Below are 26605 nucleotides of genomic sequence, written 5' to 3'. Positions count from 1 at the left end.
ATCCCCCTAGACTCCCTTGAAAAAGGGGGACTTGGAGATTTCTTTTAACCACCAATTCCCAAGCGCCCTGCTAATGCGGGTGTGAGGGGTAGGAGGATAGCTATCATCAAGAATAGAGCGAGTAAACCTAAAGCTGCTCTTGCGTCATTTGGTTCTGTTAACTCATTCAGGCTAGGGCGTTCTAAATCTCGCTGCAAGAAAAGGATAACAACTGCCCAGTATAAAGCTAACGGATTAGCTAAAGATGCGATCGCCAAAACGATTACTGTGGCAAAAGTCGTGCGTCCGGCGGTTTTACGCCCGTAAATTGCTTGTACGACTCGCCCACCATCTAACTGTCCGGCTGGCATCAGATTCAGTGCTGTAATTACCAAACCTAACCAGCCGATAATTGTCAGCGGGTGAACGTCTACCAAAGCTTGGTTGACGGCAGAACCTAACACAACTTTAGATAAAGCTCCCACCAAAATTGAGCCTTGAAAAAATTGCGATGGAACCTGATACATGCTGCCGGGATGCGAGAGGATTAGACCCGCAAACAGCATGAGTAAGGAAACAACACCCCCAGCGACGGGACCAGCTATGGCAATGTCAAATAAGGCTGTACGGCTGGATAGTAGCGACTCAATCCGCGTAATTGCTCCAAATGCTCCAATTTGCAGCGTTGGCAGGAAGAAAGGAGGGCTGAGACGAACTTGGTAGCGCTGGGCTAATACCCGGTGTCCGATTTCGTGGGCGGCTAAAACAGCCAGAATTCCCAATGCAATTGGTAAAGCTTCAGGGAAACGAGCTGGAGTTGTAAAGAAGTCGAATCCTTGCAGAATACCAGCAGTTTCTAAACTTGTGGCAATGGTAGCGAGAAACAGGACTAGCGCGAAAATCTTTTGTCCTACGGTTGAAGGGCGAGGGTCGTTGCGGCTAGGAAGGACGATGACGACTGGTCTACCATCGACATTTTCGACTAAAAATAAGCGATAGCGAGGTTTTTCTGGAGCCGTTTCGCTGACTCCCATGCGTTCTTGTAAAGTTGTGTTGAGGCGATTGAAAACTGCTTCTGGTTCTCCGCGTAGGTTGCCTTTGAAAATTACGCCATCCTGATAAGGGATTGACTCTGTGGCAAAAAACGTGTCGATGCCAAAAATGCCGCGAATCGCGGTCAGGTCTTCATCTGGGATGGGCATTACCTCCGGCTTGTTCAGTATTTCTACTGCCTTAACCGAACCATCATCTGCTGCATTTGGTTCTGGGGTTGTCGAGTTACCTGCCAGCTTTTCTGTAGCTTTGGCGCGGAGAATGGCATCTTGTCCAGCGGCGCGGAGGCGATTGCCGAGAAAGACATATATAGCTGTCGAAGCGACGATTAACAGCAACACTCCTGCCAAATTGAGATAAATTCCGGTGGCGAATAAGCCAAAGAATAGCAGCCAGGGAGAAATCAGCACTACTGACTGTAACCAGGCGAGGATACCGAGTTTGCCAAATTTCCTCGCCCTGATAAAGCCCCAACTCAAGATACCGAGTGCAACCAAGACAACGGTGAGGATGATGGGGGTTTCTGATGCCGTAGTAAACATTGTGAATTGCGATCGCAGCTAGGGAGCATAAGTCTACTGTAGCGGAGTGCGTTACCCTTGGAAAATTGGGGAGTCGAGAGTCGGGAGTCGAGGGAATACTAGATGCGATTATTTTACGATTCGATTGCTATGAAGAGATAACAGCATGAGCGATCGCAACTTTACTTTTTACAACTCGCCACCGCAGCCCTAAGATTACCTTTATGTTCTATCAACAACCGATCGCCCTCTTCCTTCCCTAACCCCGTCCAATGTATTAATAAAGCTAATTTTACCGATTTGCCACTGCGATCGAGTAATATTTCAGCTGCATCGGCTTCTAAATCGGTGAGGTCGCGTAAAATGCGTAAAGCGCGATCGCGTAACTTACTATTTGTTACGGCAACATCTACCATGCGATTGCCGTAAACTTTGCCCAACTGCACCATTGTCCCCGTAGAAATAATATTTAATGCCAATTTGGTAGCAGTTCCGGCTTTGAGTCGCGTCGAGCCTGCTAAAATTTCCGCTCCTACTAACAGGCGAATATCCACATCCACATCAATTTGGACTTGTTCTTGAGGTACGCAGGCAATAAAAATTGTTGTAGCTCCTCTAGCTTTGGCTGCTTGTAACGCACCCTGAACGTAAGGCGTGGTTCCGCCTGCGGTAATGCCCACAACAACATCTAACTGAGTAATTTTATGTTGGGCGATCGCACCTGCGCCATCCTCCGCCCGATCCTCCAAGTCTTCCGAACTGCGGACTAAAGCCGCCGCACCCCCAGCAATAATTCCCTGTACCATTTCTGGCGGCGTGCAAAACGTAGGCGGACACTCCGAAGCATCCAAAACACCCAAACGTCCACTCGTTCCTGCCCCAATATAAAACAGCCGTCCTCCGTGACGCAACGATTTTGCTGTCAGGGCGATCGCCTCAGCTAATTCTTGCTTTGCCTCTGCCACCGCCGCTACTGCTTTCGCATCCTCGCAGTTAAATAACTCTACCAACTCCAAACAACTTAGTCGGTCTAAGTTTTGACTGTTAGGATTCACTTGTTCTGTTAGTAGATGACCGCGATCCATAATTGGTAATTGGTAATTGGTAATTGGTCATCGGTCATCGATCGTTAAATTATCAAATTTCTCTCCCTTGTCTCTTTTGTCCCATTTCCACCTTTCACAATAAGCCTTCCAACCGCCGCCTAATGCTGTCCAACTCATTATCGGACATATCTGAGTCAGACTTTTCTTCGACTAAGGGTTTATCTTCATCATCTAGATGCCAGTCGGTTTGCTCTATGTTGATTTCTGGTGGAAGTGCAAGCGCACCTTCTGGAACAACTTCCCAGTCATAGCCAGCACTGTCGCAAAAATCCTTGATTTCCTCTGCATCCATCGCTTCCACCGTAGGGGCGGGAAAATCTTGTGCTTCTAGCATTAAGGCAAAACGTGCTGCATCATCTTCTGACTCAAACATCAATACCTTATTGCGATCGCCTGTTTGAATAGTATGAATGCCCTCATTTTCCGTGCGGGCATTAAACAGTAACACAAATACACGCATGGGTGCAATCATAACTCCCTCCGTTCCAATTTACCTTCAGTCATCCCTTTGTTTCTTGTTAACCATAATCTTAATCAGTTATCAGTTATCGGTTATCAGTTGTCAGTGACCAGTGAAGAAAGGGTGTAGGGTTTTGTGAATTTCGTCTCCTAGTCTCCCCTACTCCCCTGCGCCTCTGCGCCTCTGCTCCCCCGCTTCCTCTGCTCCTCTGCTCCTCTGCTCCCTCAGCTCTCTTCTCCCTGCTCCCGACTCCCTCTTATATACCTTTATGTAGACGCAGTTTTTTTGATGAACGGGTAAGATTTTTGGTTATTTTGTGCAAATAGATGTTAACAATCCCGTAACGATAATTTCACATTTAAATTCTTGAATTATCCTTAAAGTTGGCGCTGCTCCCAGGTGTGGGTTTTTGCCACTAGCTCTAGCCGTCCAGATCAGCCGTGAGGGGTTATGTCTAATTTCACTGAGCCGGAAACTGAAGATTCTCAACAGTCTCCTCGACCCAACCGTCTCAAGAATATCTTATTTAGTCGAACCACTGTTGCTATTGGCGTACCAATATTGGTAGGGGTAGCAGCGGGTGCGTGGTGGATAAATCGATTCATTTACGAACAGCTATCGCCACTTGTCGAAAAAAATCTTTCCCAAACTCTGAAACGACCAATTAAAGTCGGGCGCGTCGAACGGTTTGGGTTGACAGGTTTGCGCTTGGGTGCTGCCTCTGTTCCGGCTACTGCTACCGACCCAGATACGGCATCAATCGAAGCAGTGGAGGTAAGCTACAACCCCTTATCAGTGCTTTTGACTCGCACTCTGCCCTTAGATGTCACCCTTGTCAATCCAAAAGCTTACGTACAGCAAGATACTCAAGGGCGCTGGGTCAATACTGATATTGCTACGGGTGGTGAGGCGGGAGGTCCAATTCAAATTGCCCTCAATCGGCTTGGCTGGCGGAATGCTCAAGCAGTGTTAGTGTCTAACGTTCAACAACTGACCCGTTCTACGCCACGTAACACTGTCACCTTAAATCAAGTTAACGGAGAAGCAACTTTTCGCGAGAACTATAATCTGATTAATTTTAATTTAGCTGGGAAACCGCAAACAGGAGGAGAGCTAAAGCTTGATGGAGATTTTCGCGCCGAGTCGGGACGAGCCAGTATCAATATTAATACGCAAGAATTTTTAGCATCCGATCTAACACGGCTGATTGAATTGCCATTAGTCATTCAAGGTGGTCGAGTCAATAGCGATTTTAAAGCTGAACTCACTCCTGTCAAACTGTTGGGTTTGTACGGTACTGCCGATTTAAGCAAGGTTACAGCTCAAGTTAACCAACTACCGCAAGCCTTCAACAATTCGCAAGGACAGTTGCAGTTCAAGGGGACAGAAATTTACTTAGATAACGTTGCCAGTAGCTATGGCAAAATTCCAGCTGTAGCTAAGGGTTCCCTTGACATCGAAAAAGGCTTTAATCTCTCAGCTTACGTCGATGCTGTCAGTGCAGCTGCCGCAATTTCCAGTTTAAATCTACAAGTCCCCGTACCCGTTGATGGTGTTTTTCGATCGCAAGTCAAACTAACAGGACCCGTAGAAGCGGCTGTTTTGACCGGAGATGTGGTAAACATCAAACCAGTCCGGTTAGATCGGTTGAACGTGAGTCGAGTTAGTACGAACTTTACCCTCGATACGGGTGCAGGAACGTTAAATTTTCCCAACTTGTCAGCTACACCCACTGCTGGAGGTAAGGTGACGGGTGGCGGAACGCTGAAATTAGCCCTGAAACCAGAACAGACAGCGGGACTGAATTTTAAATTTATTGCTAATAATATTCCAGGAGATGCGATCGCCAAAGCCTATGGCGTAACTAACCAAGCTGCGAAAGTGGGAATTGTCACCGCCCAAGCCCAAGTTACGGGTACGCCAGAGAAACCCCGTACGGTTGTCAATTGGCAAGCACCCCAGGCAACCTATCCAGGTAAAGGACAGCTTGTTATTTACAACGCCAACAACCTCTTCCTACGCGATACAATTTTCCGCGTGGCTGGGGGCGATGTCTCGGCGGCTGGGGAGTTAGTCAACCAACGCTGGAAAGCCGCAGTTAAAGCATCTGGGGTGAGATTGGGACAGTTAACCCAAGTCCCGCCCAGCTTGCAAAATCCGGTAAATGGTACGTTTAATCTAGCTGGTACGCTCGATCCAGCTAAACCACAACAACTCACTGCTACAGGTGCGGGTCAATTAACGGGGATTGGTGGGGGTACGATTAACGTTCCTAGTATCCGGGTAGCCGCCGGACGCTGGCAAACTCAAGTACAAGCCAACGATCTACAATTGCAACGTCTCGCCCCCGTACCGCCTCAGTATGCAGGAAGTCTGAACGGAAGGCTAAATCTATCGGGGAGTACCACTGCTTTTACTCCAGAAACTTTACGGGGTAGCGGCACGGGGAGGTTAAATGTTGCAGGTGGTACGGTTAACGCTAGGGATATTCAACTCAATAACGGTCGCTGGCAGGTAGCAGTCAATACGAATGGAATTCAGCTCAATCGATTTAATCCACAATTGCGGGGGTTATTGACAGGTGATGTCAACTTAGCCGGAACTGTCAGCGAATTCAGTCCGGCAGGAATTACAGCAGCGGGACGAGTTCGCTTGTCGGAGGAGTTAATCGGACAACCCCTAACTGCTTCCTTAAATTGGAATGGCAACACGTTAAATATTCCCCAACTCACGTCGAGAAATATTCAAGCGAACGGTAGAGTTAACGTTGACCCGCAAAATGTTGCCTCGATAACCGGGTTAAATTTTAACGTCAAAGTGCGGGACTACGATCTCAAAAACGCTCCCGTACAGTTGCCACCTAATAGTAGCGTGGCGGGTAGAGTCAGTTTTAACGGGCAAATTACAGGCAATCTCCCAGTACCGAATGTTGTAGGTAACGTGCGGTTGCAAAACTTTGCCGTCAACAACGTGGCTTTCGACCCTCTATTAGCGGGAGATTTGCGGCTGCAACCGGGCAGGGGATTAAATTTAGATTTGGTTGGGAATCAAAACGATCGCGTTGCTGTCAATCTCAAACCCAACTATCGCCCCAATGATTTTACGGTGAGATTGGATGAGGCGATCGCCACTGGTAGAAGTCAGGGCGAGAATTTATTAGTCAATGTCGAGAATTTTCCGTTACGGGTGCTGAATCTGTCTGCACCAGCTAACCCCTACCTCACGGGTCCAGTTAGTGGTATTTTATCAGCCGATTTGACAGTCAATCCCGACCGTCTAACCGCCCAAGGAAATGTGGCTGTAACTCAACCTGGTATAGGTAGATTGCAGGGCGATCGCTTAGCGGCACAATTTCGTTATGGGAATGGTGGCGGAACGCTGACTAATGGTGAATTTGTCAAAGGTCAAAGCCGCTATGCTTTGGCAGGCAGCTTTAGCCAAACTCCTCAAGGTCCTCAATTTCAAGCTAAAGCGAATATCGTCCAAGGCAACATTCAAGATATCCTCAGCGCCCTACAAATTTACGACTTTGAAGACCTGCAACGCGGGTTTCAGCCTCCCGACTACGCTACAGCAAAAGATATAGGAATCTTACAAGTCGGCGCACCAAATAGATCGCTATTGACTCAACTACGTCGTTATTCGGAAGTTTTAGTTTTACTGCAACAGCAGCGCCAGCAACGTAAGGATGCTTTTCCAGTCCCAGCTTTAGCCGAACTTCAGGGGACTTTTGGCGGTGAAATTACTGCTAGTGGTTCTCCCCAACAGAGCATTGCTGCTGATTTCAATTTGCGAGGGGATAAATGGCAGTGGGGCAAATATACCGCCGATCGCCTCGTTGCTACTGGTAACTTTAATGAAGGAGTGCTAACCCTACTTCCCGCGCGGGTACGATTGGACGAAAACACCGCTGTAGCTTTGACTGGTCGTTTTAGCAGCGAACAGCAATCAGGTCAGTTACGAGTCAGGGGCTTTCCGTTAAGCCTACTCAATGATTTTGTCGAATTACCGATCGCCGTGACAGGTAATGTGGACGGTACAGCAACCATCGCTGGTAGTACCGAGAACCCCTTAGCAGTCGGAGAATTTCAACTCAGCGAAGGCACGATCAATCAAAATCCTGTAGAATCGGCAGCAGCAAGTTTCAGCTATGCTAATGCCCGTCTCGGTTTCGGTAGCAACATTCTGATTGCTGGACCCGACCCATTAATGGCGACTGGTAGTATTCCCTTACAATTACCTTTCGCCTCCGTGAAGCCAGATGACGAGCAGATTCGGTTAGATGTCAATGTCCAAAATCAAGGACTAGCCTTACTCAATGTTTTAACCGACCAAGTAGCGTGGAAAGGCGGTGAAGGACAAGTTCGACTGCAAGTACGCGGTACTCTCAAGCAGCCAGAAGCGAAGGGAATTGCCCAAGTCAAAAATGCCACCATCACTGCTGCGGCGCTAACAGATCCATTAAGAAATGTCAATGGTAGAGCGCTATTTAATCAAGACAGAATTGCCGTTGAAGGGATTCAGGGTGATTTTTCCAGGGGTCAGGTGGTTGCCCAAGGCGTAATTCCGATTTTTGAGAATCTAGCAGCAAATGACCCAGATGCCGCTAATCCCCTTACCGTTTCTTTAGATCGGCTGAGGTTGAATTTACCCAATTTATATCAAGGAGGCGTTGACGGTAAAGTCACTGTGACTGGCTCCGCACTTAACCCCACAATCGGGGGTCAAGTTCTACTGGCGGACGGTCAGGTTTTTCTGCCAACTAGCAATGCCCCGGCTACGCCTGGGGCGCAAGGGGGACAAGGGGGACAAGGGGGAACAGCCCCGGCTCCAGCTGCTGAAGCACCTATAGAGTTGAACGATCTGCGGCTGACTTTAGGAAATAATGTGTCGGTAACGTTACCACCGATTCTTGACTTTCAAGCGGCTGGAACTTTAGTGGTAAACGGTATGCTGGGGGATTTGCGCCCTCAAGGAACTATCAATTTAGAACGTGGTAGCGTCAATTTATTTACGACTCAATTTGAGTTGGAGCGGGGCTACGAACAAAAAGCAACTTTTACACCAAAACAAGCTCTCGATCCGACTCTTGATGTGCGATTGATCGCATCAGTACCAGAAGTGACGCGATCGCAAGTTCCTTCTACTAATATTAGTAGTGAAGTTTCCGACAATACTTTATCTACAGATATCGGTTCTGTAAATACCGTTCGCGTGCGGGCAGTAGCTAAAGGACCAGCTAGCCAATTATTTGAAAATTTGGAACTGACAAGTAGCCCTTCCCGCAGTCAATCAGAGATTATCGCTCTAATTGGTGGTGGTTTCGCTCAAACCTTGGCAGGGCAGGGTGGTGGTGATACAACGACGGGACTAGTTAATTTGGCAGGAACAGCTATATTAGGTAACTTTCAAAATACGTTTACCGACATTGGCAATGCCTTGGGTTTATCAGAGCTGCGTTTATTCCCCACCTCTATTTCTAACGAGGAGCGATCGCGCTCTTCTACTCTTGGTCTAGCGGCTGAGGCTGGCGTTGATATCACGCGCAATGCTTATGTCTCGGTTTTGACATTCTTAACTGCACAACAACCAGCTCAATTCGGTTTGAGCTATCGCTTGAACGACAACACCCGCGTCCGCGCCGCGACAGATTTTGCCGACGATACGCAAGCTGTGGTTGAGTATGAAGTGCAGTTTTAAATCCTATTGTCATAGTAAGGTTGGCATTGCCCACCCTACACTCAAATTTCACTAATATAGTGGGGAGCAGGGAGCAGGGAGTAGGGAGCGGATGAAAAAGTTTTGGCTAATCTTGCTTGTAGACAATTGATTTGTCCTAATCTATTCACTTTTTGCTTTAATTACTATAAATCTTCTTTTATATTTCTATTCTGTTACAAAGAAGGTTATATTTTAAATATACAGGCAATAGTAACACATAGATTAATAAAGTTAGCTTATTGCAGTGAAAAGAAACTCAAAAGTATCGATTAGATATTTTGGGTTCAACATGCTGCACACTAAAAAGATACCCAAAAAATGTATTAGCGTTTAGTGGGAATTTTTAGGGAGGCAATTGCAGCTATGAATTTTATCGATTGTCTAGTTCTAACTTTTGCTAACATGGCTCTGTGTCTCAGCTTGCCTAAGCTACTGTCTTTATTGACAGCTCCAAAGACTCAGAAAATCGAAGGCATGAAACCAGCTTTAAGCGTACCAATAATTGAGTCTGAAGCTCCTAGCTTTCTCCAAATAGAAAGTTAGAAAGTTGAGAAGTTTCACTTTTTTGACTTTTAGATTTTAACTTTTGACTTACTTAGTAGGTACAGTCCACCAGGCGATCGCGTAAGGTTGAGAGGGTTGATTTACTTGTTGGCGAAATTGGACGCGAATTTTGTAATTGCCTGTAGTGGGAACTGGACAAAAAATATGCTCGATACTATCAACCTCGCTAACCGAGGTACAAATATTACTAGCAGCAGCGTTAGAGTCTGCATTTAATAAGTAAAGGTCGAGATTATTTAAACCGCGATCGCGAAAATCTTCTCCAAGATCGAATTCACCGTTTTGATTTTTATCTCTTAGCTCTACGAATCGATCCCATACTAGGGTAATTGCAACGTAACTACCTTGTTTTAAAGGTGCGGCGAGGACATAATCTTCAGCAGAGTTAGCTTTGAGTTGATGATAGTTCCACCCCAGCGCTGGAACTGGTTGCAAAGATTGCCACTGACCTACTTTAAACTGTTCGTAGGCGCGAAAAGCATTCAATTGACCTGCACCGATTTCAGAATTTAAAGAAACTTTGGGCTGACGGTAAGCATCGGAATCTATCCAATTACGATTTTGTTTGTCAATAATCGTCTTACTCATCCCTAATCGCAAGCCATCACCTGCATCTTGTACTTTATCAGCAGAGTTAAGCAACACCGCTTTCATCACCTGATGGCGACGAGCATCCAAACTCCAATTCCGTGTAGATCCCCCCAACCCCCCTTTCCAAGGGGGGCGAGAGGCGATCGCCTGCTTCTTAATCTGTTTATCTCCATATTCCTGTAACAGCGCCACTGTAGCTGTAACGTGAGGTGCGGCAAAGCTCGTACCCGTAACCTCCTTGACCTTAGCATCGGGGTTAAGGGCATAAACCCTGTTGCCAGGAGCAACCAAACTAATCGACTGCCGCGTACCGAGATTCATTTCTCGTCCCCGCAATCCACCTTTAACACCACCACCAGCAGCACTTAAATTTGTCACGTCAACTTTGCGGAAAATTCCGTCTTGACGGGAGGAAAAAGCAATATTCATGCCGTTGTAATTATCGGTAGGAATGGGAATTCCGCCCTTCCCCTGATTTCCAGCAATAACATACAACACATCGTGAACGCGACTAGACCAATCCAGACAGCGAGTTAGTAGAGAATGACCATCTAATCTCGCCTCCGGTCGCGGGTCGCGTTCCAAAGTTTCACCAAAACTAAAATTAATCGCCCGCACGTCACCGCTATTGCGGTTTGCCGTTGATTGTGCGGATAAACATTCTTCCGGCTGTCCGGCATACTTCACCGAGCCTACCGCAGTCGAGTATAACCTAGCTCCTGGGGCGATCCCTGCCAGAGTTTTGCGATCGCTAATCATAATGCTGGCAACATTTTGGGCGTGGGGGTCGATATTCGTATTTGCCTTAGCCTCACCATTACGCAAAAACACGCCAGCTGGGGCGATCGCAGGTTGTTTGGAAACCGCTTTGTCCAAGCCAAACTTTCCAGGTCGTCCAATCTCCACCTGACCGATCGCAATTTTCCGCCCAATTAAGTTGTAAGGTAATTCATGCAGCCGTTGGGCATCAATTCCCGCGACTCCGATAGACAGCGTTTCCTGCGTCCACACCGGACGCGCCAACCCCACAGATGCCAAACAAATGCCCCCTGTCACCCAGACCAGCTTTTTCACCAATTTCTCCTTCATTTAGGAAATGCAGCTTTACACTTTACTCTAAAACAAATGGGAGTCGAGAGCCGGGAGTCGGGAGTCGGTAGGGCGCACGGCTGTGCGCCCGTACGGGAGTCGTTCGGCGCGGAAGTCGGAAGTATTTCACGCACCACGCCTGAGCGCACCACGCATCACTCATTTAAAAAAGCTACGATCGCATTAGTACTGGAGTCATAAATTATGTGGGGTAGTTTTCAAAACAGTCAGTTACGGATTGAAGTAGAGGCATCAGCAGCAGCAATCAAAGATAGTTTGTTGCGTCCCGAACAAATGCAAAAATGGCTATCGCCACAACGGTTAGCTTCAGGAATGCCAGAACAACTCCATCCAGGTCTGACTTTTACTAGTTGGATTGGACCTGTAGCGATCGAGCATCAAGTAGAAGTGGCAAAGCCAAATTGTCTGCGCCTGTTACTCCACGGGGGAATTGATGGATTTCACGAATGGTATTGGGGCGAAGGTTGGGTACAATCGCGCATCGAAGGCGTATCCTTACTTCCACTCAATTTGGCTCAAACGTTAGGCTTGCTGCGCTTGCGCCAATTTTTAACAGTTAATAGTTAACAGATCTATGTAGAGACGTTACATGTAACGTCTCTACACCGCAACAAAGAACGAATGACTAATATATCTTTTGCCCCTGACGATTGGTTAAGTATTTGCTTCAGGCTAGCTATGGCATTGGTATTTGGGGCAATCCTCGGTGTAGAACGCCAGATCGGTCGCAAACCAGCGGGTTTACGCACGCATATGCTAGTCAGTCTGGGTTCGGCATTACTAATTATGATTCCATTGCAAATCGTGGCGACAGCAGAGGAAGGACGTGATGCGATTAGTCGCGTCATTCAAGGAATTGCTGCTGGAGTAGGGTTTATTGGTGCTGGAGAAATTTTGCGCGAAACTCAATCGCAAGCTCGCATAGATCGGGTACGGGGACTCACTTCAGCGGCAGCGACTTGGGTTTCTGCTGGCTTGGGAATTGCTGCTGGTTGCGGCTTATGGCAAACGGGTCTAGTTAGTTCTGTGTTGGCTTTGATCGTTTTGACTGTATTTAAAAGACTGGAACAACCGAGAAAGGGGTAATTGGGAAGTCGGGAGTCCGGAGTTGGGAGTCGGGAGTTAGTAAATTCTCCTCTGCTCCCCTGCTTCCTTGTCCCCCTTGTCTCCTTCTGTCTCCTGTCTTCACTGGTCACTGAAGATTTGCCCTGCATTAACTGAGAGAATTTGCGATGCTTGGAGCCACTGGGAATCGAAGGCAGCTAAATGAGTTGTAGCAATCAACGTTTGAAAACGGTCTTGAATTGCCTCTAGAAGTTGATTTTGACGGTTGAGATCGAGTTCTGCCAAGACATCATCTAGTAATAATAGCGGTGGTTCTCCGACAACGGCTTCGATCAGTTTCAATTCTGCTAGCTTGAGGGCTAAAACTAAAGTGCGCTGTTGACCTTGGGAACCATATTGCCTAGCAGGAGTTTGATTAATTGTCAATTCAATTTCATCTCGGTGGGGACCGACTAAAGTTGTGTTTTGATGTTGTTCGGCGATCGCTCTTTGCTCGATCTTGTCTAAGAAAGCTTGCTGCACTCCTTCAGGGTGAGTTTCGGTGAACGGTACGTTTGGAGCATACCGAACTTGCAAAACCTCGGCGCGATCGCTAATGCTAGCGTGCCACTCAGCAGCCAAAGGTGCTAAACGCTCGATCGCCCGCGCCCTTCTCCTCACTACCCGCGAACCAATAGTTACTAGTTGCGCATCCCAAGCCGCTAATTCTTCCTTCTCCTGTACGGGCATTGGAAACCCGCCCCTACTTTTCAAAAAGGCATTTCTCTGCCGCAATACTTGATTGTATTGCTGTAAGATATGGGCGTATACGGGTTCTAACTGGATTAACAGCGTATCCACCCAGTGACGGCGCTGTTCTGGCGCACCCCGCACTAGTTCTAAATCTAAACTGGAAAATTCTACAGCGTTCAAGACACCTAAAAAATCCAGTTGGCGGCGCAATTGTTCGCTATTGAGAGCTACTGTCCGCCGCCCCTGACGGCGCAGAGTTACAGATAGATCGATGATGCCTGCTTGTCGTTCTAGCTTGGCGTGAATTTGTCCGAATGCCTCTCCATCCCTAACTAAATCGCGATCGCGTGCCAAACGGTGCGATCGCAATGTTGCCAGCAATTCCACTGCTTCTAATAAATTGGACTTACCCTGAGCGTTATTACCCACCAATATTGTTTTAGGAGCAACGAAATCAACTCGCTGCGCCTGATAATTCCGAAATTGGTTCAAGTGGAGGGTTTTGAGGAACATTTTGATTGGGAATTGGGAATTGGGAATTGGTAGTTAGTAGTTGGTAGTTGGTCATGCGTCATTTGTCATTTGTGGTGATTGATGGAATTGATGGTTAGTGGCGATCGGTTTTGACTTTTGACTTTTGACTTTTGACTTAACTCATTACCCATTACCCATTACCTATTACCTATTCGCTTTCCGTCGCTGTTGCCAGTTAATAAACAACTTCTCCATTTCAATCCAGACGAACATTAAACTGCTGAAGCCAAAGCAGATTAATAATTCTATCGGAGTTATGAAGTGAGTGCCAAAGAAAGCTCGCAAGGGCGGAACGTAAATGAGCAGCAGTTGCAATACTGTGGTTAAACCTACAGCTCCTAAAACGTATGGATTAGACAACGGATTCATTTGAATTGTCAGACGGGTGTTGGAGCGAATCGCCAAAGCATGACCCATCTGTGCTAGGCAGAGCGTGGTAAATACCATCGTTTTCCAGCGATCGCGACTTAGTTCGTTCGGAATGACATTCGCTTGCGTGTGGAAATACGCCCATTCCATCAAAATAATTGACAAAATGGCAAAGATAATCCCAATCCGCACCATGTACCAGCCTAAACCTCGTGCAAAAATACTTTCGCGGGGACTAAATGGCGGACGCTTCATGACGTTGGGTTCGGCTGGTTCCACTGCCAAAGCCAACGCTGGTAGACCATCCGTCACTAGGTTCATCCAGAGAATTTGTAACGGTGACAGCGGTACGCCACCGAGTCCGAGAATGGGAGCCGCAGCAATGGTTAACACTTCACCGATGTTACTACCGAGAATGTATTTAATAAAGCGGCGGATATTGGTGTAAACAACTCTACCTTCTTCAGTGGCAGCGACGATCGTGGCAAAGTTGTCATCTAGCAATACCATATCGCTAGCTTCCTTGCTCACGTCCGTACCCGTAATACCCATTGCAATGCCGATATCTGCCTGCTTCAAGGCTGGGGCATCGTTCACTCCGTCTCCCGTCATTGCCACAAATTTACCTTTGCGTTGCAATGCCTGGACGATGCGCAGTTTATGTTCGGGAGACACTCTAGCATAGATGCTCGTTTGGTCTACTTCCCGTTCCAAATCGGCTTGACTCATCCGTTCTAATTCTTGCCCAGTTACGGCGCGATCGCCTGCTTGAGCAATGCCTAAATCGATCCCGATTGCCCTTGCTGTTAACTGGTGGTCGCCCGTGATCATGATCGGACGAATCCCAGCTTCGCGAGATCTTGCCACTGCATCCCTCACTTCTGGTCTGGGTGCATCCAGCATCCCCACCAATCCCAGCCAAACTAATTCTCGTTCTGAAGTATCTTCCGAACTTTCTGGAGGTATTTCTGCTAAAGGCTTGTAGGCAAAACCCAACACCCGCAGCCCTTGACTTGCCATTTGGTTATTTTTTTCCAGAATTTGCTGCCGCTGAGCCTCGTTAATCGCCACAGCGCGATCGCCTGTATGAATGCGATCGCACCTTTCCAAAGTCAATTCTGGCGACCCTTTCGTAAACATTAAATAAGCCGAATTATGAGAAGCTAAAGACGAGAGAGCGTAATCTTGTACCTCCTGCCTTCTGCCTCCTGCCTCCTGCCTCGTTCTACAAATCACGCTCATTCGCTTGCGTTCGGAGGAAAAGGGAAATTCCGCCACGCGGGGCAAACGGCTCGACCACTGGTCTTTTTGAATTCCGGCTTTAGCGGCTAAAGTCACCAACGCCCCTTCGGTGGGGTCGCCGACAATCTTCCACTGTCCTTGTTCCTCTTGCAGGAAAGAATCGTTACACAAGGCACAGGCAACTAGCAATGCTTGTAAGTCTGAATCTCGGTCTGCGTCAATCGCTTGACCATCACTCAAAAATTCTCCTTGGGGCGCATAACCTTCGCCAGTTACCCGCAGAGATTTTTGGTTTAACTCGACCGCCTGCACCACCATTTTATTTTGCGTCAGCGTCCCTGTTTTATCGGAGCAAATTGTGGTAACGCTGCCTAAAGTCTCTACCGCAGGCAGTTTGCGGATCAGGGCGTTCCGCCGTACCATTCGCTGCGTTCCTAGCGCCAGAGTCACGGTAATTACCGCTGGTAAGCCTTCTGGAACTACGGCAACTGCCATACTCAAAGATACTTGCAGCAGTTCTTCAAACGCATTCGGACCCAAGCGCACCACACCACCTATAACTACCAAAGCGACTAAAACCATCGCCCCTGCTACCAGGACGTTGCCCAACTGTGACATCCGTTGTTGTAGGGGAGTCGGTTCGCTTTCCACCGCTTGCAACATGGCAGCGATTTTACCGAGTTCCGTTTGCATCCCCGTATTGGTGACGATGACCTTCGCCCGTCCTTGAGTGACTTCCGTACCCTGATAGACTAAGTTCACGCGATCGCCCAATCCCGTATCTTCCGGTACTTGGATGTCGGCTTGCTTTTCTACCGCATGGGATTCTCCCGTCAATGCTGACTCGCGAATTTGCAGGTTTGATTCTTCGATAATCCTGCCATCGGCGGCGAGTTGGACTCCTGCTTCAAGCAGCATTATGTCCCCTGGTACGAGATCTTTTGCTCCAACTTCCGTCAGTTTGCCGTCGCGCGTGACTCGAACCAAAGGGGCAGATAGGCGTTTGAGCGCAGCTAGAGCTTTTTCAGCGCGGCTTTCTTGTAAGTAGCCGAGAATACCGTTGAGAACGACGATTAAACTAATCGCGATCGCGTCTTTGGGAAATTCGTTGTTGCGTATATCTAAAACTGCCGATACAACTGCCACGGCAATTAGCATCAGCAACATAATATTTTTGAACTGATCGATCAGGATCGCTAGCGGACTGCGACCTCCTGATTCTTGCAATTCGTTGGGTCCATACTCCTCTAAGCGTTGCTTGACTTGAGACGAGCTTAAACCCGCTTCTGCATTGCTTTCTAAGACTTGTATAGTTTTATCAACTTCTAAGGTGTGCCAAACGTGTGTTGGGTTAGAATGAGGGGTTGCAGACATGGATAGTTTGCTAAGAAATGCTTGCTGAATTAAATCATAAATTAAGCACTATATTTAAGCTATCTGTTCTAGGTAGTGGTGAGAGGCAGGGGAAGAAGTTGTAATTCACACCTCATAGTAATTCTCGATTGTGTGGATGACATTTGTAGGGGCGCACAGCTGTGCGCCCCTACAGACGTGTATTGCATCTAATTGAAAACCGCCATCATTGCTGTAGCCAAATATAGGCAATTCCTAACGTTACTAGAGTTAAAGGCAAGCCAAAGCGCAAATGTTCCCAAAAACTGAGGCGATAACCTTGTTTTGCCGCAGCTTCAGCCACAATCATATTTGCCACCGAACCTAAAAGCGTCATATTTCCAGCTAAAGTTGAACTAGCTGCCAGTAACAACCAACCTTGAGTACTATTTTGAGGAATTAATGGTTGTAACAACAATACTGCTGGAACGTTGGATATTAAATTAGAAAGCACTACTGTGACGCTTAATAATCCGGCGTTGCTATCTGTTAATACTGTAAAACTTTGAAGAAACTTTAGATTTTTAACACCGTTTGTGAGTATAAATAAGCCGGAAAACATCAGCAATAAATCCCATTCTACTACTGGTAAAATTTTCTGTGGCTTTAGCCTACGGGTAATTAAAAGCAATCCAGATGCTACCAACGCTGACTCTGCTAACGGTGCGCCGAGTAGAAATGCTGTTAACATCCCTCCAGTAATAATTAAACTTTTATACAGTACGGGTTTAAGAATACGTCTGCGTCTAATGTGGGAACGGTCGAGGGTAGGTTTCAAAGAACGAATTTCGGGATATAAATACCACAGCCAGCCTAATTGGACGAGCAATCCTACTATAGCGACGGGAGCTAAAGTTTGAGTAAATTCTAAATAACTAATTTTTGAAAAAGCAGCAATTAAAATATTTTGAGGGTTGCCGTTAAAAGTAGCAACGGAGCCAATATTTGTTGCCCCTACTAATGCTAAAAGATAGGGGATTGGGTTTAATTCTAAAACTAGCGCTAGAGCGAGTGTTAAAGGCGTAAAAATTAGCGCGATCGTATCGTTGAGAAATAAAGCTGATAAAAAACCACTCACGAATGTTAAAGCAGTTAGTAATCCAAAAGGACTGCGAGTATAACGTAATAAAATATTTAAAGCTAGTTGAAAAAACCCGGCGCTGGTAAGGTAAGCATTGACAATCATAATACTAAGGAGAAAAACGATCGTGCCAGCGTCGATCGCCTCCCAAGCTTCTTTAAGACTAAAACTACCAAAACCAACTAGACAAGCCACTCCCACAAAAGCGATTGTCGCGCGATTCATCCGCAAGCCGGGGAAGTATCCTAGCCCCAAACCTAAATAAGTTAACCCAAGGATAATGTATTGGAAAAGGTCATTTGTCATGAATGAGTAGTGAGTTGTGGTAATTGGTAGTGGTGCGTGTTGATCAGGTGTGGGATGTGGGGTGTATGTGGGGTAGTGTGGTGCGTGATGCGTGGCTTGCGACTTGGAATTGCTCCCTCAGCTCTCTTCTCCTTGTCCCCCTTGTCCCCCTCGTCCCCCTTGCCCCCTTGTCTCCCTCAACTCTTATTATTGATATTTGATAAAACTTAACAATATAATGATAGGCGCACTACCTGAGTGTTAGACGTGAATCTAACGAACCACGAAAAACCGATTCACGCTCCTGGCTCAATCCAGTCATACGGAATGCTATTGGCGCTGGAAGAACCAGAATTAAAAATATTGCAAGTTAGCAGTAATATCAACACGTATTTGGGGCTGCAACCCCAAGATTTACTCGATCGCCCTCTCAGTCATTTAATCGATCCGCAACAAGCGATCGCGATCGGGCAGCAGTTAACAGGAGAAAATACTAAAAGTCCGCTCAAGCTGTCAATTTCAACAGATCGAGGCAAACGTTATTTTGATGCGATCGCCTATCGCACGGCAGATGGAGCAATTGTAGAGCTAGAACCTATTGACTCGCCCAATGAAACTAGTTTTTTAAGCTTTCACGCAGCGATCGCGGGTATACTGTCTCAAATCCAAAATAGGTCTAGCTTGCCAGAATTTTTGCAATTAGTTGCCCAGGAAGTGAGAAAACTGACTGGATTCGATCGCGTCATGGTTTATCAATTCGATCCTACTGGTGCGGGTTGCGTTGTTGCTGAAACCAAACGCGCAGATTTATCACCCTATTTAGGGTTGCACTACCCTGCTACAGATATACCCCAGCCAGCTAGAGAATTATACGCTCGCTGTTGGCTGCGATTTATTCCCAATATCTCTGCTCCATCTGTAGATCTAGTCACGCTCGCTCGGCAACCTGTAGACTTAAGTTTGTCAATTCTCAGGAGCGTAGATGCTTGTTGCGTAGAATACCATCGCAATATGGGTGTATCAGCACTTTTGGCGATCGCCCTAATGCAGGAACAGCAACTTTGGGGTTTGATTGCCTGCCATCACTATACGCCTAAATATCTTACTTCTGAGGTGCGGATTGCTGGCAAGTTTTTGGGACAGTTGGCTTCGCTGGAGTTAGCCAATAAAATTCGTCAACAGGAATTGAGCGATCGCGTTAAGCTGAAATCGCTGCAATCCGAGCTAATCGAATCGATTTCCCAAGCGAGTAATTTTGTTGAAGCTTTAATCCAACCCGCACCGCGTCTGTTGAGCCTCACCAACGCCACGGGAGCGGCGGTTTGTCTGGGAAATGAAATTTCTTTAGTGGGGGCTACACCTAGTTTAGAAGAAGTGCGATCGCTAATAGACTGGGCAGATACTCAGATAAGCGATAACTTGTTTGCAACTGATTCCCTCGCGCAACTTTATCCTCCATCGGTAGAATTTAAAGCTACAGCCAGCGGTTTGCTATTATTGCGGATTTCTAAAATTCGCCGCTACTACATTCTCTGGTTTCGTCCCGAAGTTATCCAAACCGTGACTTGGGCGGGCGATCCAAACTCGTCGTTTCAGCTAGGAAATGGCAGCATGAGCCTGTCACCCCGCTGTTCTTTTGAACGATGGCAGGAAACAGTTAAATTAAAGTCATTGCCTTGGCAATCTTACGAACTCGATAGCGCCACCGATTTAAAAACTGCGATTGTGGGAGTCGTGCTACGCAAGGCAGAAGAATTAGCCCAAATTAACCAAGAATTAGAGCGCAGCAACCGCGAATTAGCTGCTTTTGCCTATGCTGCATCTCACGATTTGAAAGAGCCTTTACGGGGGATTTACAACTACTCCACAATTCTGCTAGAAGATTATGCTGCGTTGCTGGATCTAGACGGAGTTGATTGCTTGCAAACGATTAAGAGTTTGTCTCAGCGCATGGAAACTCTGATTGACGCTCTGCTGCGACTCTCGCTACTAGGAAAAGCCCAGCTGCATTTACAAGTAACCGATCTGAACGAGTTATTGCAACAAGCGATCGCCGTTTTATTTGCCAGCCGTCCAGACGCGCAGATGAGCATTCGCATTCCTCGCTGCTTACCAACAATCGAGTGCGATCCAGTGCTTGTCAGCGAAGTTTTCAGCAATTTAATGAGTAACGCCCTGAAATATAACGATAAAACAGATCCTTGGGTAGAAATTGGCTATGAGGAGCGATCTGGTGGATCGCCAATCTTGTACGTCCGAGATAATGGCATTGGTATTCAAACCCATCACCACGAAACAATCTTCAAACTCTTCAAGCGGCTGCACTCCCAAGATAAGTATGGCGGGGGAACCGGAGCGGGGTTAGCGATCGTCAAAAAGATTGTCGAGTTGCACACTGGGAGGATCTGGGTTGAATCTGTCCCTGGAGCAGGAGCAACATTTTATTTCTCTCTACAATAATTAAATTTTTCTAAAGGTATTTATGCTTAGTGAAACTTCTTGAAATAATTAACTTATGTAACAAAACATGTGGTTTTCATAAGAGCGGATGACAACTAGACCGAATGCACCGTTGCTGGTAGCTGAGGATAGCAATGAAGATTTTAAAATGCTACAACGGCTAATGCGGCGGATGACTGTGCAGAATCCCATTTATCGCTGTAAGACTGGGGATGAGGTATTAGACTTTCTGTATCAGGCGGGAGATTATCAAAGCCCCGATCTAGCGCCAAGACCTTCAGTTATCCTGCTCGATTTGAACTTACCAGGAATTGACGGACGCGATGTTTTAGAGTGCCTGAAGCAAGACATTAGTTTCAAAGAAATTCCGATAGTCGTATTTACGACATCTGCTAATCCTAAAGACATTGAATTGTGCTATCAAAGAGGCGCAAACGGTTATTTAATCAAACCAATGGACTCTAGCGAGTTAGAGAAAACCGTTCAAGCATTTGTAGAATACTGGCTCGAAGTCAACACGCCGCCATCAGTTGTCAGTTAATAGTTGTCAGTTATCAGTTAACAGGGAACGGGGACAAGGGGGACAAGGAGGACAAGGGAGAATAACAACCATCAACCATCAACCATCAACCATCAACAAATGACTAATGACCAATGACCAATGACCATTAAGTAAATTTTTTATATTTTATTTATATTTTGTTGCTTTTTCTTTAAAATTCTATAAGAATGCACAAATATAACTTCAGGAGAGTTATTGCTCTCCCGATCGCTAAATATGCCGAACGCTCAGACGCTACTCATCGTTGATGACTGTCCAGAAGATCGGAAAATCTATCGTCGGTATCTGCGGCAAGATCCGCATCAGTCATATCACATTCTAGAAGCTGATTCAGCTAAAGACGGACTGGCACTATACCAAGAAAGATACTGCGACTTGATCTTGCTCGATTTTTATCTGCCAGATATGAGCGGGTTAGATTTTCTGGAAAAGTTAGAGCTAGAATTGGCAGTTCCGACAGCGGTGATTATGCTGACAGGGCAGGGCAATGAAGGAATTGCTGTGCAAGCCATGAAGCAAGGCGTGCGAGATTATCTCGTTAAGCAATATTTAAAACCAGATGTGTTGCAGCTAGCGGTGCGTAACGCCCTGAAGCAGTCGTGTCTCCAAGCCGAGTTATGTAAAACGCGAGAGCGACAGCGTTTAATTACAACTACTGCGCTGCGAATTCGTCAGTCGCTAAATTTAGAGCAAATTTTACACACAGCAGTGGTAGAGGTACACCAACTGCTCAGATGCGATCGCGTTATGGTTTGTCAGTTTATTCCCACCCAAGGCAGTCAGATTGTAGCCGATTCGGCAAAGTCTAGCTGCGAATTAGAAATAGGTGACTTTATTCGAGAGTTTCCCCAAATTGGAAGCGGCTACGAGGCAAATTGGAGCGAGATTTGCGATCGCCTACCAGAACAGTTTCAGTCACCTGCAAGTTTAGTCGTACCGATTCAGCTCAGTTATAATTACACAAACTCGCAACCTTGGGGTTTACTGATCGCCCACCACAGTACTAGCGAGTGGCAGTGGCAATCAGATGAGGTAGAAATTCTACAACAACTGGCAGTACAGCTAGCGATCGCCATCCAGCAAGCGGAACTTCTAGCGCAGACTCAAGCTGCATTAGAGGCAGAAAAACAACTCAATGCGTTTAAATCCCAAATTATTGCCACCGTTTCCCACGAATATCGCACGCCTCTAGCTGCCATCCTCGCATCAGCATCAACATTAAAGCAAAATAGCAATCTACTACACCAAACCCAGCAACAACGGTTTCTGCAACTGATTGAAGACAAAGCCAGACACATGGCAAAACTAGTTGATGACTTGCTGAGCGTAAATCAAACAGAGTCGGGCAAGATGAAGTTTCAGCCGATGCTGCTCGATCTGAAGCAGTTATGCTCGGAATCGCTCGCAGAGCAAAAACAGCTAGCTAGCGATCGCCATCAATTAAGCCTCCATTCTACAGGAGATCTGCAAGATTTCTGGGGCGATCGGCGACTATTACGGCGAACCTTTGGTAACTTAATTTCTAATGCTGTCAAATATTCTCCTAATGGAGGGTGTATTGAGGTAGACCTTAAAGCAACTGACACACAAATAATCTTTTCTGTCAAGGATAAAGGTATTGGCATTCCCGCAGCAGATCGAGCCAACCTATTTAAATCTTTCAGTCGGGGTAGCAACGTTGATACCATTCCAGGTACGGGTTTAGGACTAGCAATCGCCAAAGCTTGCATCGACTTACACGGTGGAGAAATTAGCTTAAAAAGCGAAGTAGGGCAAGGAACTGAAGTGACAGTTATTCTTCCGACGAGAAAGAGGAGTGGAGAGAAGTCGTAAGTCGGGCGAATCTACGTGAATCTATTTGTTGCCGAAACTGTAACGCATCCAGAATTTGAATTGCTTCAATGCCAGATTAGGAACAAATCATTTCCCGATGCTTTCTAATTCAGCACGGCTACAGTGTGAGGTAAATCTAATCTATGCAACGCTCTCAAATTTCTGAAACACGATCGATAAAACCGCCCCTACGACTTCCCACTCAACTAGTTGCGATCGCCTTAAGCTTGTCAACTCTCAGTTATATTTCTCCCGTATGGGCGCAACCAGCTCCAGAAAAAATGGATCGAACTTATAAAACTCTGACTGTCACGGGTAGAGGGGTAGAATCTATCCCCACCACGCTAGCTCAGGTACGTTTGGGAGTGGAAGTACAAGGCAAAACAGCCCAGCAAGTGCAGCAAGAAGCAGCGCGGCGATCGTCAGCAGTTGTAGACTTATTGAAATCGCGTAACGTAGAAAAACTAGAAACTACGGGAATTTATTTAAACCCTCTTTATAACTACGCCAACAACGAGCAACGGCTTACGGGTTATTCTGCCATAAATACAGTAAGTTTCCGCGTCCCAACGTCACAAGCTGGTAATATCATTGATGCTGCCGTCAAAACTGGAGCAACTCGGATCGAAGGGGTGAGTTTTACTGCTACAGATGAGGCGATCGCCAAAGCGCGACAACAAGCCCTGCAAGCAGCAACAAAAGATGCTCAACAGCAAGCAAGTGCTGTTTTGAGTAGCCTCAATTTCAGCCAAAAGGAAATTGTCAGCATTCAAGTCAACAGCGCCAACCCGCCACAGCCTCCCATGCCTTTAATGGCAAGAGAAACAGCTTTTGCTGATAAAGCTGCTACGACTCCCATAGTCGGCGGAGAGCAGCAAATAGAGGCTTCTGTGACGCTGCAAATTGGTTATTGATGGTGTAGAGACGTTTCATGAAACGTCTCTACAGCTTAAAAATTATCATCGCTACTGTAACCGCTATAGCCGCCACCAGCTTCGTTGTCGCGTTTGGAGCCTAAAAGATCCATTTTGTCCACAAGAATGATTGGCGTTGAACGCGGTGTACCCGTATTGCGATCGTCCCAGGTGTCGAACTTTAAGGAACCCTTGATTCCAATTAAACTTCCCTTACGAACGTAATCTTTGGCTGTTTGCGCTGTTTTACCCCAAATTTCTAGCGTGAACCAGTCTGGTTCCTCGCTATTTTTGGTTGGTCTCCTTACAGCTAGCGTCATCCGGCACTTGACACTACCAGACTCAAAATACTTAATATCAGGGTCGCCACCAACACGACCGACAAGAGTAACAACATTAAGACTCATATCACTCAATTTTAGTACAATTGTACTCGAAATCCATAACCACAATCCTAACTTATTCCGTACCTATACTGGCAAGATCTCAGTTATCAGTTATCAGTGGCTGGTGGCTAGTGACTAGAGATAAAAAGCTGGTTTCACTAGTTACCATCCAATTAGCAATTACTAATTTATGAAGATTTTATGAATTGGAGCGTTATGTATTCACTTCTTGTCAACGCTCTCCTTTTTTCTTCAAAAGTCGATTAAGTGTTAATACTTATTCATCAAGCGATCGCCCGAGTTTCAATAGTTGGAAATCGGCTTTTCGGTAACTGATAACTGATAACTGATAACTGACAACTGAGGAATTACTTAAAGTAAGCAAAAAATGGCTTAAATTTGTATAAAGATTCAGTGAAATTACCCTTGGGAATTTAGTTGGATAAGCGTTAACTTTTCTTAACTGAAGGGGTGTTTTTGTCAGCCAGTCTAAGAATTGCAACTAAGCCTGACCGAGAATTAGTTGGCTCGACTAAACTCGAATTAGAGGGGTAAGAGAATTCCGATCTAGTTACTAATACTCTACTGATGTGTAAAAACTATATCTTGCTTTTACGGGGGAGTGAGAAGCGTGGGTATGTTTGGTCTGTTTAACCGTTTGTCGTTGTCTAGAGATATGGGTATCGATCTCGGTACTGCAAATACCTTGATTTATGTCTCTGGCAAAGGAATTGTACTGCAAGAACCTTCAGCGATCGCGCTGGATTTAAGCGATAAATCGTCAATTGCTGTGGGAGAAGAAGCCAGAAAAATGCTTGGTAGAACGCCTACTAAGCCCGTGAACGTCTCGGTAATTCGACCGCTACGTGATGGAGTCATTGCTGACTTCGATGCCGCTGAAATGATGCTGAAGCATTTCATGCAAAAAGTTCATGAAGGCAGGGTTGTCTCTCCCCGCGTCGTGATTGGTATTCCCAGTGGAGTTACGGGGGTGGAACGCAGAGCATTGATGGATGCGGCATCTCAAGCAGGCGCGAGAGAAGTTTATTTGATTGACGAACCACTAGCAGCAGCAATCGGCGCGGGTTTGCCCGTTGCCGAACCCATCGGTAGCATGATCGTAGATGTTGGGGGTGGAACAACCGAAATCGCCGTTCTCAGTCTTTACGGTACGGTACTGAGCGAATCGGTACGAATTGCAGGGGATGAGCTGAATGAAGCCATCATGCAGTACATGCGAAAAATTTATAACTTAGTCATCGGCGAACGCACGGCGGAAGAAATTAAGCTGCGGATTGGCTCTGCCTATCCCTCCCGCGATGACGAAGATAATATGATGGAAGTTAGGGGATTGCATTTGCTTTCTGGTTTGCCGCGTAGCGTCACGATCAAAGAACCAGAGATTCGCGAAAGTATGTCAGAACCGCTGTCTGTGATTGTGGAAGCACTCAAGCGGACGCTGGAACGGACACCACCAGAACTTGCAGCCGACATTGTAGATCGAGGTATTATGCTTGCGGGTGGAGGCGCGAAGTTGAAAGGACTAGATACGCTAATTAGTCATGAAACTGGAATTGTCACCCACGTAGCAGCCGAGCCGATGCACTGTGTCGTCTTAGGAACGGGGTTGGCACTAGAAAAATTCAAGCAAATGGAGCGAGTGTTTAGCGATCGCTCTCGGCGAGGGTAGCGTTGACAGTTGACAGTTAACTATCAACTGTCAACTACAAACAAACTGCATACCTCTCAGTTATCTAAACCTAAAAGCCTATTAAGTCAGCCCAGCGAGTTGACTGCTAACTACTAAAACCTATGTATATCGAACGTCGTCAGTGGTGGGAGAAACGCGCCCTACCGATCTTACTATGCATTGTTGCTCTTGGTACTGCATGGACTATCAGGCAGACCCAGGCAGCACTGATTTTTGAAATTTATCAACTCATCACGCTCCCGTTTCATCGCTCGGTTTCCGTGCAAGCAGAGCGCTTAAGTGATGCTCAAAATCAAGAGCTTCAAGCTCAGTTAGCAGAACTCAAAAGTCAAAATCAACAGTTGAAAAAACTACTGAGTTATGAGTCTGCTAATAATTTAAAACAAGCTATTGTCGCTCCAGTCATCGGACGTAGTGCCGATCAATGGTGGCAACAAATAACTTTGGGACGCGGTACGAGTACGGGAATTAAAGTCGGAAATATCGTCACTGCTCCTGGGGGGTTAGTGGGTAAGATTAGTAGCGTCACTCCCAATACCAGCCGCGTACTGCTAATTAGCGATCGCACCAGTCAGCTAGGGGTGACAGTCAGTCGCAGCCGTCATACAGGATTTTTACGCGGGTTATCAGAAAGTCAAGCCGTGATGCAGTTTTTTGATAAAGTGCCTGACGTGAAACGCGGCGATGCGATCGTCACTTCTACCTACAGCCAAATTTATCCTGCCGGATTACCTGTAGGTAAGATTGAATCCATTGACTTGAGTAAAAGCCCCGCTCCCGAAGCTATCATCTCCTTTTCTGCTCCCATGCCCCATCTAGAGTGGGCAGTTGTCTACGCTAAGAGCGAGTGAGTCGGTAGGGGCGCATAGCTGTGCGCCCCTACCGACTCCCTACTCATTTAATTACGATTTACAAATTCTGAATTACGATTTTT

The 26605-nt window shown here is 46.5% G+C and carries 18 protein-coding genes; 10 read left to right on the top strand and 8 right to left on the bottom strand.

Annotated elements, in window-relative coordinates; translation table 11 throughout:
* Positions 1 to 44: 44 nt before the first annotated feature.
* The 3 genes from H6G17_RS19630 to H6G17_RS19620 form a co-directional block, all read right to left on the bottom strand.
* Positions 45 to 1574 (bottom strand): site-2 protease family protein, encoded by a 1530-nt coding sequence (locus H6G17_RS19630; protein WP_192159982.1) that lies wholly within the window; start codon positions 1572 to 1574, stop codon positions 45 to 47.
* A 161-nt stretch (positions 1575 to 1735) separates the two neighbouring features.
* Positions 1736 to 2638, bottom strand: a complete 903-nt coding sequence (gene murQ, locus H6G17_RS19625; RefSeq protein ID WP_192159980.1) for an N-acetylmuramic acid 6-phosphate etherase — start codon at positions 2636 to 2638, stop codon at positions 1736 to 1738.
* Positions 2639 to 2732: 94 nt separating this feature from the next.
* Positions 2733 to 3131, bottom strand: coding sequence for a DUF3110 domain-containing protein (locus tag H6G17_RS19620; protein ID WP_192159978.1), 399 nt, complete (start codon positions 3129 to 3131; stop codon positions 2733 to 2735).
* Positions 3132 to 3569: 438 nt separating this feature from the next.
* On the opposite strand from H6G17_RS19620, the gene H6G17_RS19615 reads away from it, so the two are divergent.
* Positions 3570 to 8819: a translocation/assembly module TamB gene (locus tag H6G17_RS19615; protein WP_192159976.1), complete on the top strand. Its 5250-nt coding sequence runs from the start codon at positions 3570 to 3572 to the stop codon at positions 8817 to 8819.
* A gap of 612 nt (positions 8820 to 9431) precedes the next feature.
* Here H6G17_RS19615 and H6G17_RS19610 read toward each other — a convergent pair.
* Positions 9432 to 11072 (bottom strand): S8 family serine peptidase, encoded by a 1641-nt coding sequence (locus H6G17_RS19610; RefSeq protein ID WP_192160043.1) that lies wholly within the window; start codon positions 11070 to 11072, stop codon positions 9432 to 9434.
* Positions 11073 to 11120: 48 nt separating this feature from the next.
* On the opposite strand from H6G17_RS19610, the gene H6G17_RS19605 reads away from it, so the two are divergent.
* Genes H6G17_RS19605 through H6G17_RS19595 form a run of 3 tightly spaced genes read left to right on the top strand, consistent with a single transcriptional unit; the run spans position 11121 to position 12191 of the window.
* Positions 11121 to 11285 (top strand): hypothetical protein, encoded by a 165-nt coding sequence (locus H6G17_RS19605; RefSeq protein ID WP_192159971.1) that lies wholly within the window; start codon positions 11121 to 11123, stop codon positions 11283 to 11285.
* Positions 11286 to 11288: 3 nt separating this feature from the next.
* Entirely contained in the window at positions 11289 to 11672 is a 384-nt protein-coding gene (locus tag H6G17_RS19600) for a hypothetical protein (protein WP_015156018.1), read from the top strand.
* A gap of 54 nt (positions 11673 to 11726) precedes the next feature.
* Positions 11727 to 12191: an MgtC/SapB family protein gene (locus H6G17_RS19595; protein ID WP_192159969.1), complete on the top strand. Its 465-nt coding sequence runs from the start codon at positions 11727 to 11729 to the stop codon at positions 12189 to 12191.
* Between the two features lie 99 nt (positions 12192 to 12290).
* On the opposite strand, the gene recF is transcribed toward H6G17_RS19595, so the two are convergent.
* The 3 genes from recF to H6G17_RS19580 all read right to left on the bottom strand — a co-directional run bounded on the left by recF (position 12291) and on the right by H6G17_RS19580 (position 17826).
* Entirely contained in the window at positions 12291 to 13415 is a 1125-nt protein-coding gene (gene recF, locus H6G17_RS19590) for a DNA replication/repair protein RecF (RefSeq protein WP_192159967.1), read from the bottom strand.
* A 165-nt stretch (positions 13416 to 13580) separates the two neighbouring features.
* Complete coding sequence (locus H6G17_RS19585; protein WP_192159965.1) at positions 13581 to 16421, bottom strand: cation-translocating P-type ATPase; 2841 nt, start codon at positions 16419 to 16421, stop codon at positions 13581 to 13583.
* A 205-nt stretch (positions 16422 to 16626) separates the two neighbouring features.
* Positions 16627 to 17826 carry an anion transporter gene (locus tag H6G17_RS19580; RefSeq protein ID WP_192159963.1) on the bottom strand — a complete coding sequence of 400 codons (1200 nt, stop codon included), beginning with the start codon at positions 17824 to 17826 and terminating at the stop codon, positions 16627 to 16629.
* Positions 17827 to 18072: 246 nt separating this feature from the next.
* Between H6G17_RS19580 and H6G17_RS19575 the strand changes: the two genes are divergently transcribed.
* From H6G17_RS19575 to H6G17_RS19560, 4 genes are all read left to right on the top strand, one after another.
* On the top strand, positions 18073 to 20265 hold the full coding sequence (locus H6G17_RS19575) for an ATP-binding protein (RefSeq protein ID WP_199316865.1): 2193 nt from the start codon (positions 18073 to 18075) through the stop codon (positions 20263 to 20265).
* An 88-nt stretch (positions 20266 to 20353) separates the two neighbouring features.
* Entirely contained in the window at positions 20354 to 20806 is a 453-nt protein-coding gene (locus H6G17_RS19570) for a response regulator (RefSeq protein ID WP_192159961.1), read from the top strand.
* A 237-nt stretch (positions 20807 to 21043) separates the two neighbouring features.
* Entirely contained in the window at positions 21044 to 22660 is a 1617-nt protein-coding gene (locus H6G17_RS19565; RefSeq protein WP_192159959.1) for an ATP-binding protein, read from the top strand.
* Between the two features lie 143 nt (positions 22661 to 22803).
* Positions 22804 to 23574 (top strand): SIMPL domain-containing protein, encoded by a 771-nt coding sequence (locus tag H6G17_RS19560; protein ID WP_192159957.1) that lies wholly within the window; start codon positions 22804 to 22806, stop codon positions 23572 to 23574.
* Between the two features lie 35 nt (positions 23575 to 23609).
* Here H6G17_RS19560 and H6G17_RS19555 read toward each other — a convergent pair whose 3' ends face one another.
* Entirely contained in the window at positions 23610 to 23981 is a 372-nt protein-coding gene (locus tag H6G17_RS19555; protein ID WP_192159955.1) for a single-stranded DNA-binding protein, read from the bottom strand.
* A gap of 655 nt (positions 23982 to 24636) precedes the next feature.
* Here H6G17_RS19555 and H6G17_RS19550 point away from each other — a divergent pair.
* Both H6G17_RS19550 and mreC read left to right on the top strand, forming a co-directional pair.
* The gene (locus tag H6G17_RS19550; RefSeq protein ID WP_039716452.1) at positions 24637 to 25650 is read left to right on the top strand and encodes a rod shape-determining protein; all 1014 of its coding nucleotides are present in this window, start codon (positions 24637 to 24639) and stop codon (positions 25648 to 25650) included.
* 122 nt (positions 25651 to 25772) lie between these two features.
* Entirely contained in the window at positions 25773 to 26522 is a 750-nt protein-coding gene (gene mreC / locus H6G17_RS19545) for a rod shape-determining protein MreC (RefSeq protein ID WP_192159951.1), read from the top strand.
* Positions 26523 to 26605 lie beyond the last annotated feature (83 nt).

It is taken from the genome of Chroococcidiopsis sp. [FACHB-1243], from assembly GCF_014696895.1.
Taxonomy (GTDB): domain Bacteria; phylum Cyanobacteriota; class Cyanobacteriia; order Cyanobacteriales; family Chroococcidiopsidaceae; genus Chroococcidiopsis.
Note: the sequence above shows the minus strand (reverse complement) of the source record. Positions and strands in the feature narration are given on the sequence as shown.

What these genes read in the sequence shown, in the direction of transcription:
- H6G17_RS19605 (WP_192159971.1), top strand. Translation starts at nt 11,121, where the DNA reads ATGGGAGTCGAGAGCCGGGAGTCGGGAGTCGGTAGGGCGCACGGCTGT.
- H6G17_RS19595 (WP_192159969.1), top strand. Translation starts at nt 11,727, where the DNA reads ATGACTAATATATCTTTTGCCCCTGACGATTGGTTAAGTATTTGCTTC.
- mreC (WP_192159951.1), top strand. Translation starts at nt 25,773, where the DNA reads ATGTATATCGAACGTCGTCAGTGGTGGGAGAAACGCGCCCTACCGATC.
- H6G17_RS19550 (WP_039716452.1), top strand. Translation starts at nt 24,637, where the DNA reads ATGGGTATCGATCTCGGTACTGCAAATACCTTGATTTATGTCTCTGGC.
- H6G17_RS19630 (WP_192159982.1), bottom strand. Translation starts at nt 1,574, where the DNA reads ATGTTTACTACGGCATCAGAAACCCCCATCATCCTCACCGTTGTCTTG.
- recF (WP_192159967.1), bottom strand. Translation starts at nt 13,415, where the DNA reads ATGTTCCTCAAAACCCTCCACTTGAACCAATTTCGGAATTATCAGGCG.
- H6G17_RS19565 (WP_192159959.1), top strand. Translation starts at nt 21,044, where the DNA reads ATGCCGAACGCTCAGACGCTACTCATCGTTGATGACTGTCCAGAAGAT.
- H6G17_RS19570 (WP_192159961.1), top strand. Translation starts at nt 20,354, where the DNA reads ATGACAACTAGACCGAATGCACCGTTGCTGGTAGCTGAGGATAGCAAT.
- murQ (WP_192159980.1), bottom strand. Translation starts at nt 2,638, where the DNA reads ATGGATCGCGGTCATCTACTAACAGAACAAGTGAATCCTAACAGTCAA.
- H6G17_RS19615 (WP_192159976.1), top strand. Translation starts at nt 3,570, where the DNA reads ATGTCTAATTTCACTGAGCCGGAAACTGAAGATTCTCAACAGTCTCCT.
- H6G17_RS19580 (WP_192159963.1), bottom strand. Translation starts at nt 17,826, where the DNA reads ATGACAAATGACCTTTTCCAATACATTATCCTTGGGTTAACTTATTTA.
- H6G17_RS19585 (WP_192159965.1), bottom strand. Translation starts at nt 16,421, where the DNA reads ATGTCTGCAACCCCTCATTCTAACCCAACACACGTTTGGCACACCTTA.
- H6G17_RS19560 (WP_192159957.1), top strand. Translation starts at nt 22,804, where the DNA reads ATGCAACGCTCTCAAATTTCTGAAACACGATCGATAAAACCGCCCCTA.
- H6G17_RS19620 (WP_192159978.1), bottom strand. Translation starts at nt 3,131, where the DNA reads ATGATTGCACCCATGCGTGTATTTGTGTTACTGTTTAATGCCCGCACG.
- H6G17_RS19600 (WP_015156018.1), top strand. Translation starts at nt 11,289, where the DNA reads ATGTGGGGTAGTTTTCAAAACAGTCAGTTACGGATTGAAGTAGAGGCA.
- H6G17_RS19555 (WP_192159955.1), bottom strand. Translation starts at nt 23,981, where the DNA reads ATGAGTCTTAATGTTGTTACTCTTGTCGGTCGTGTTGGTGGCGACCCT.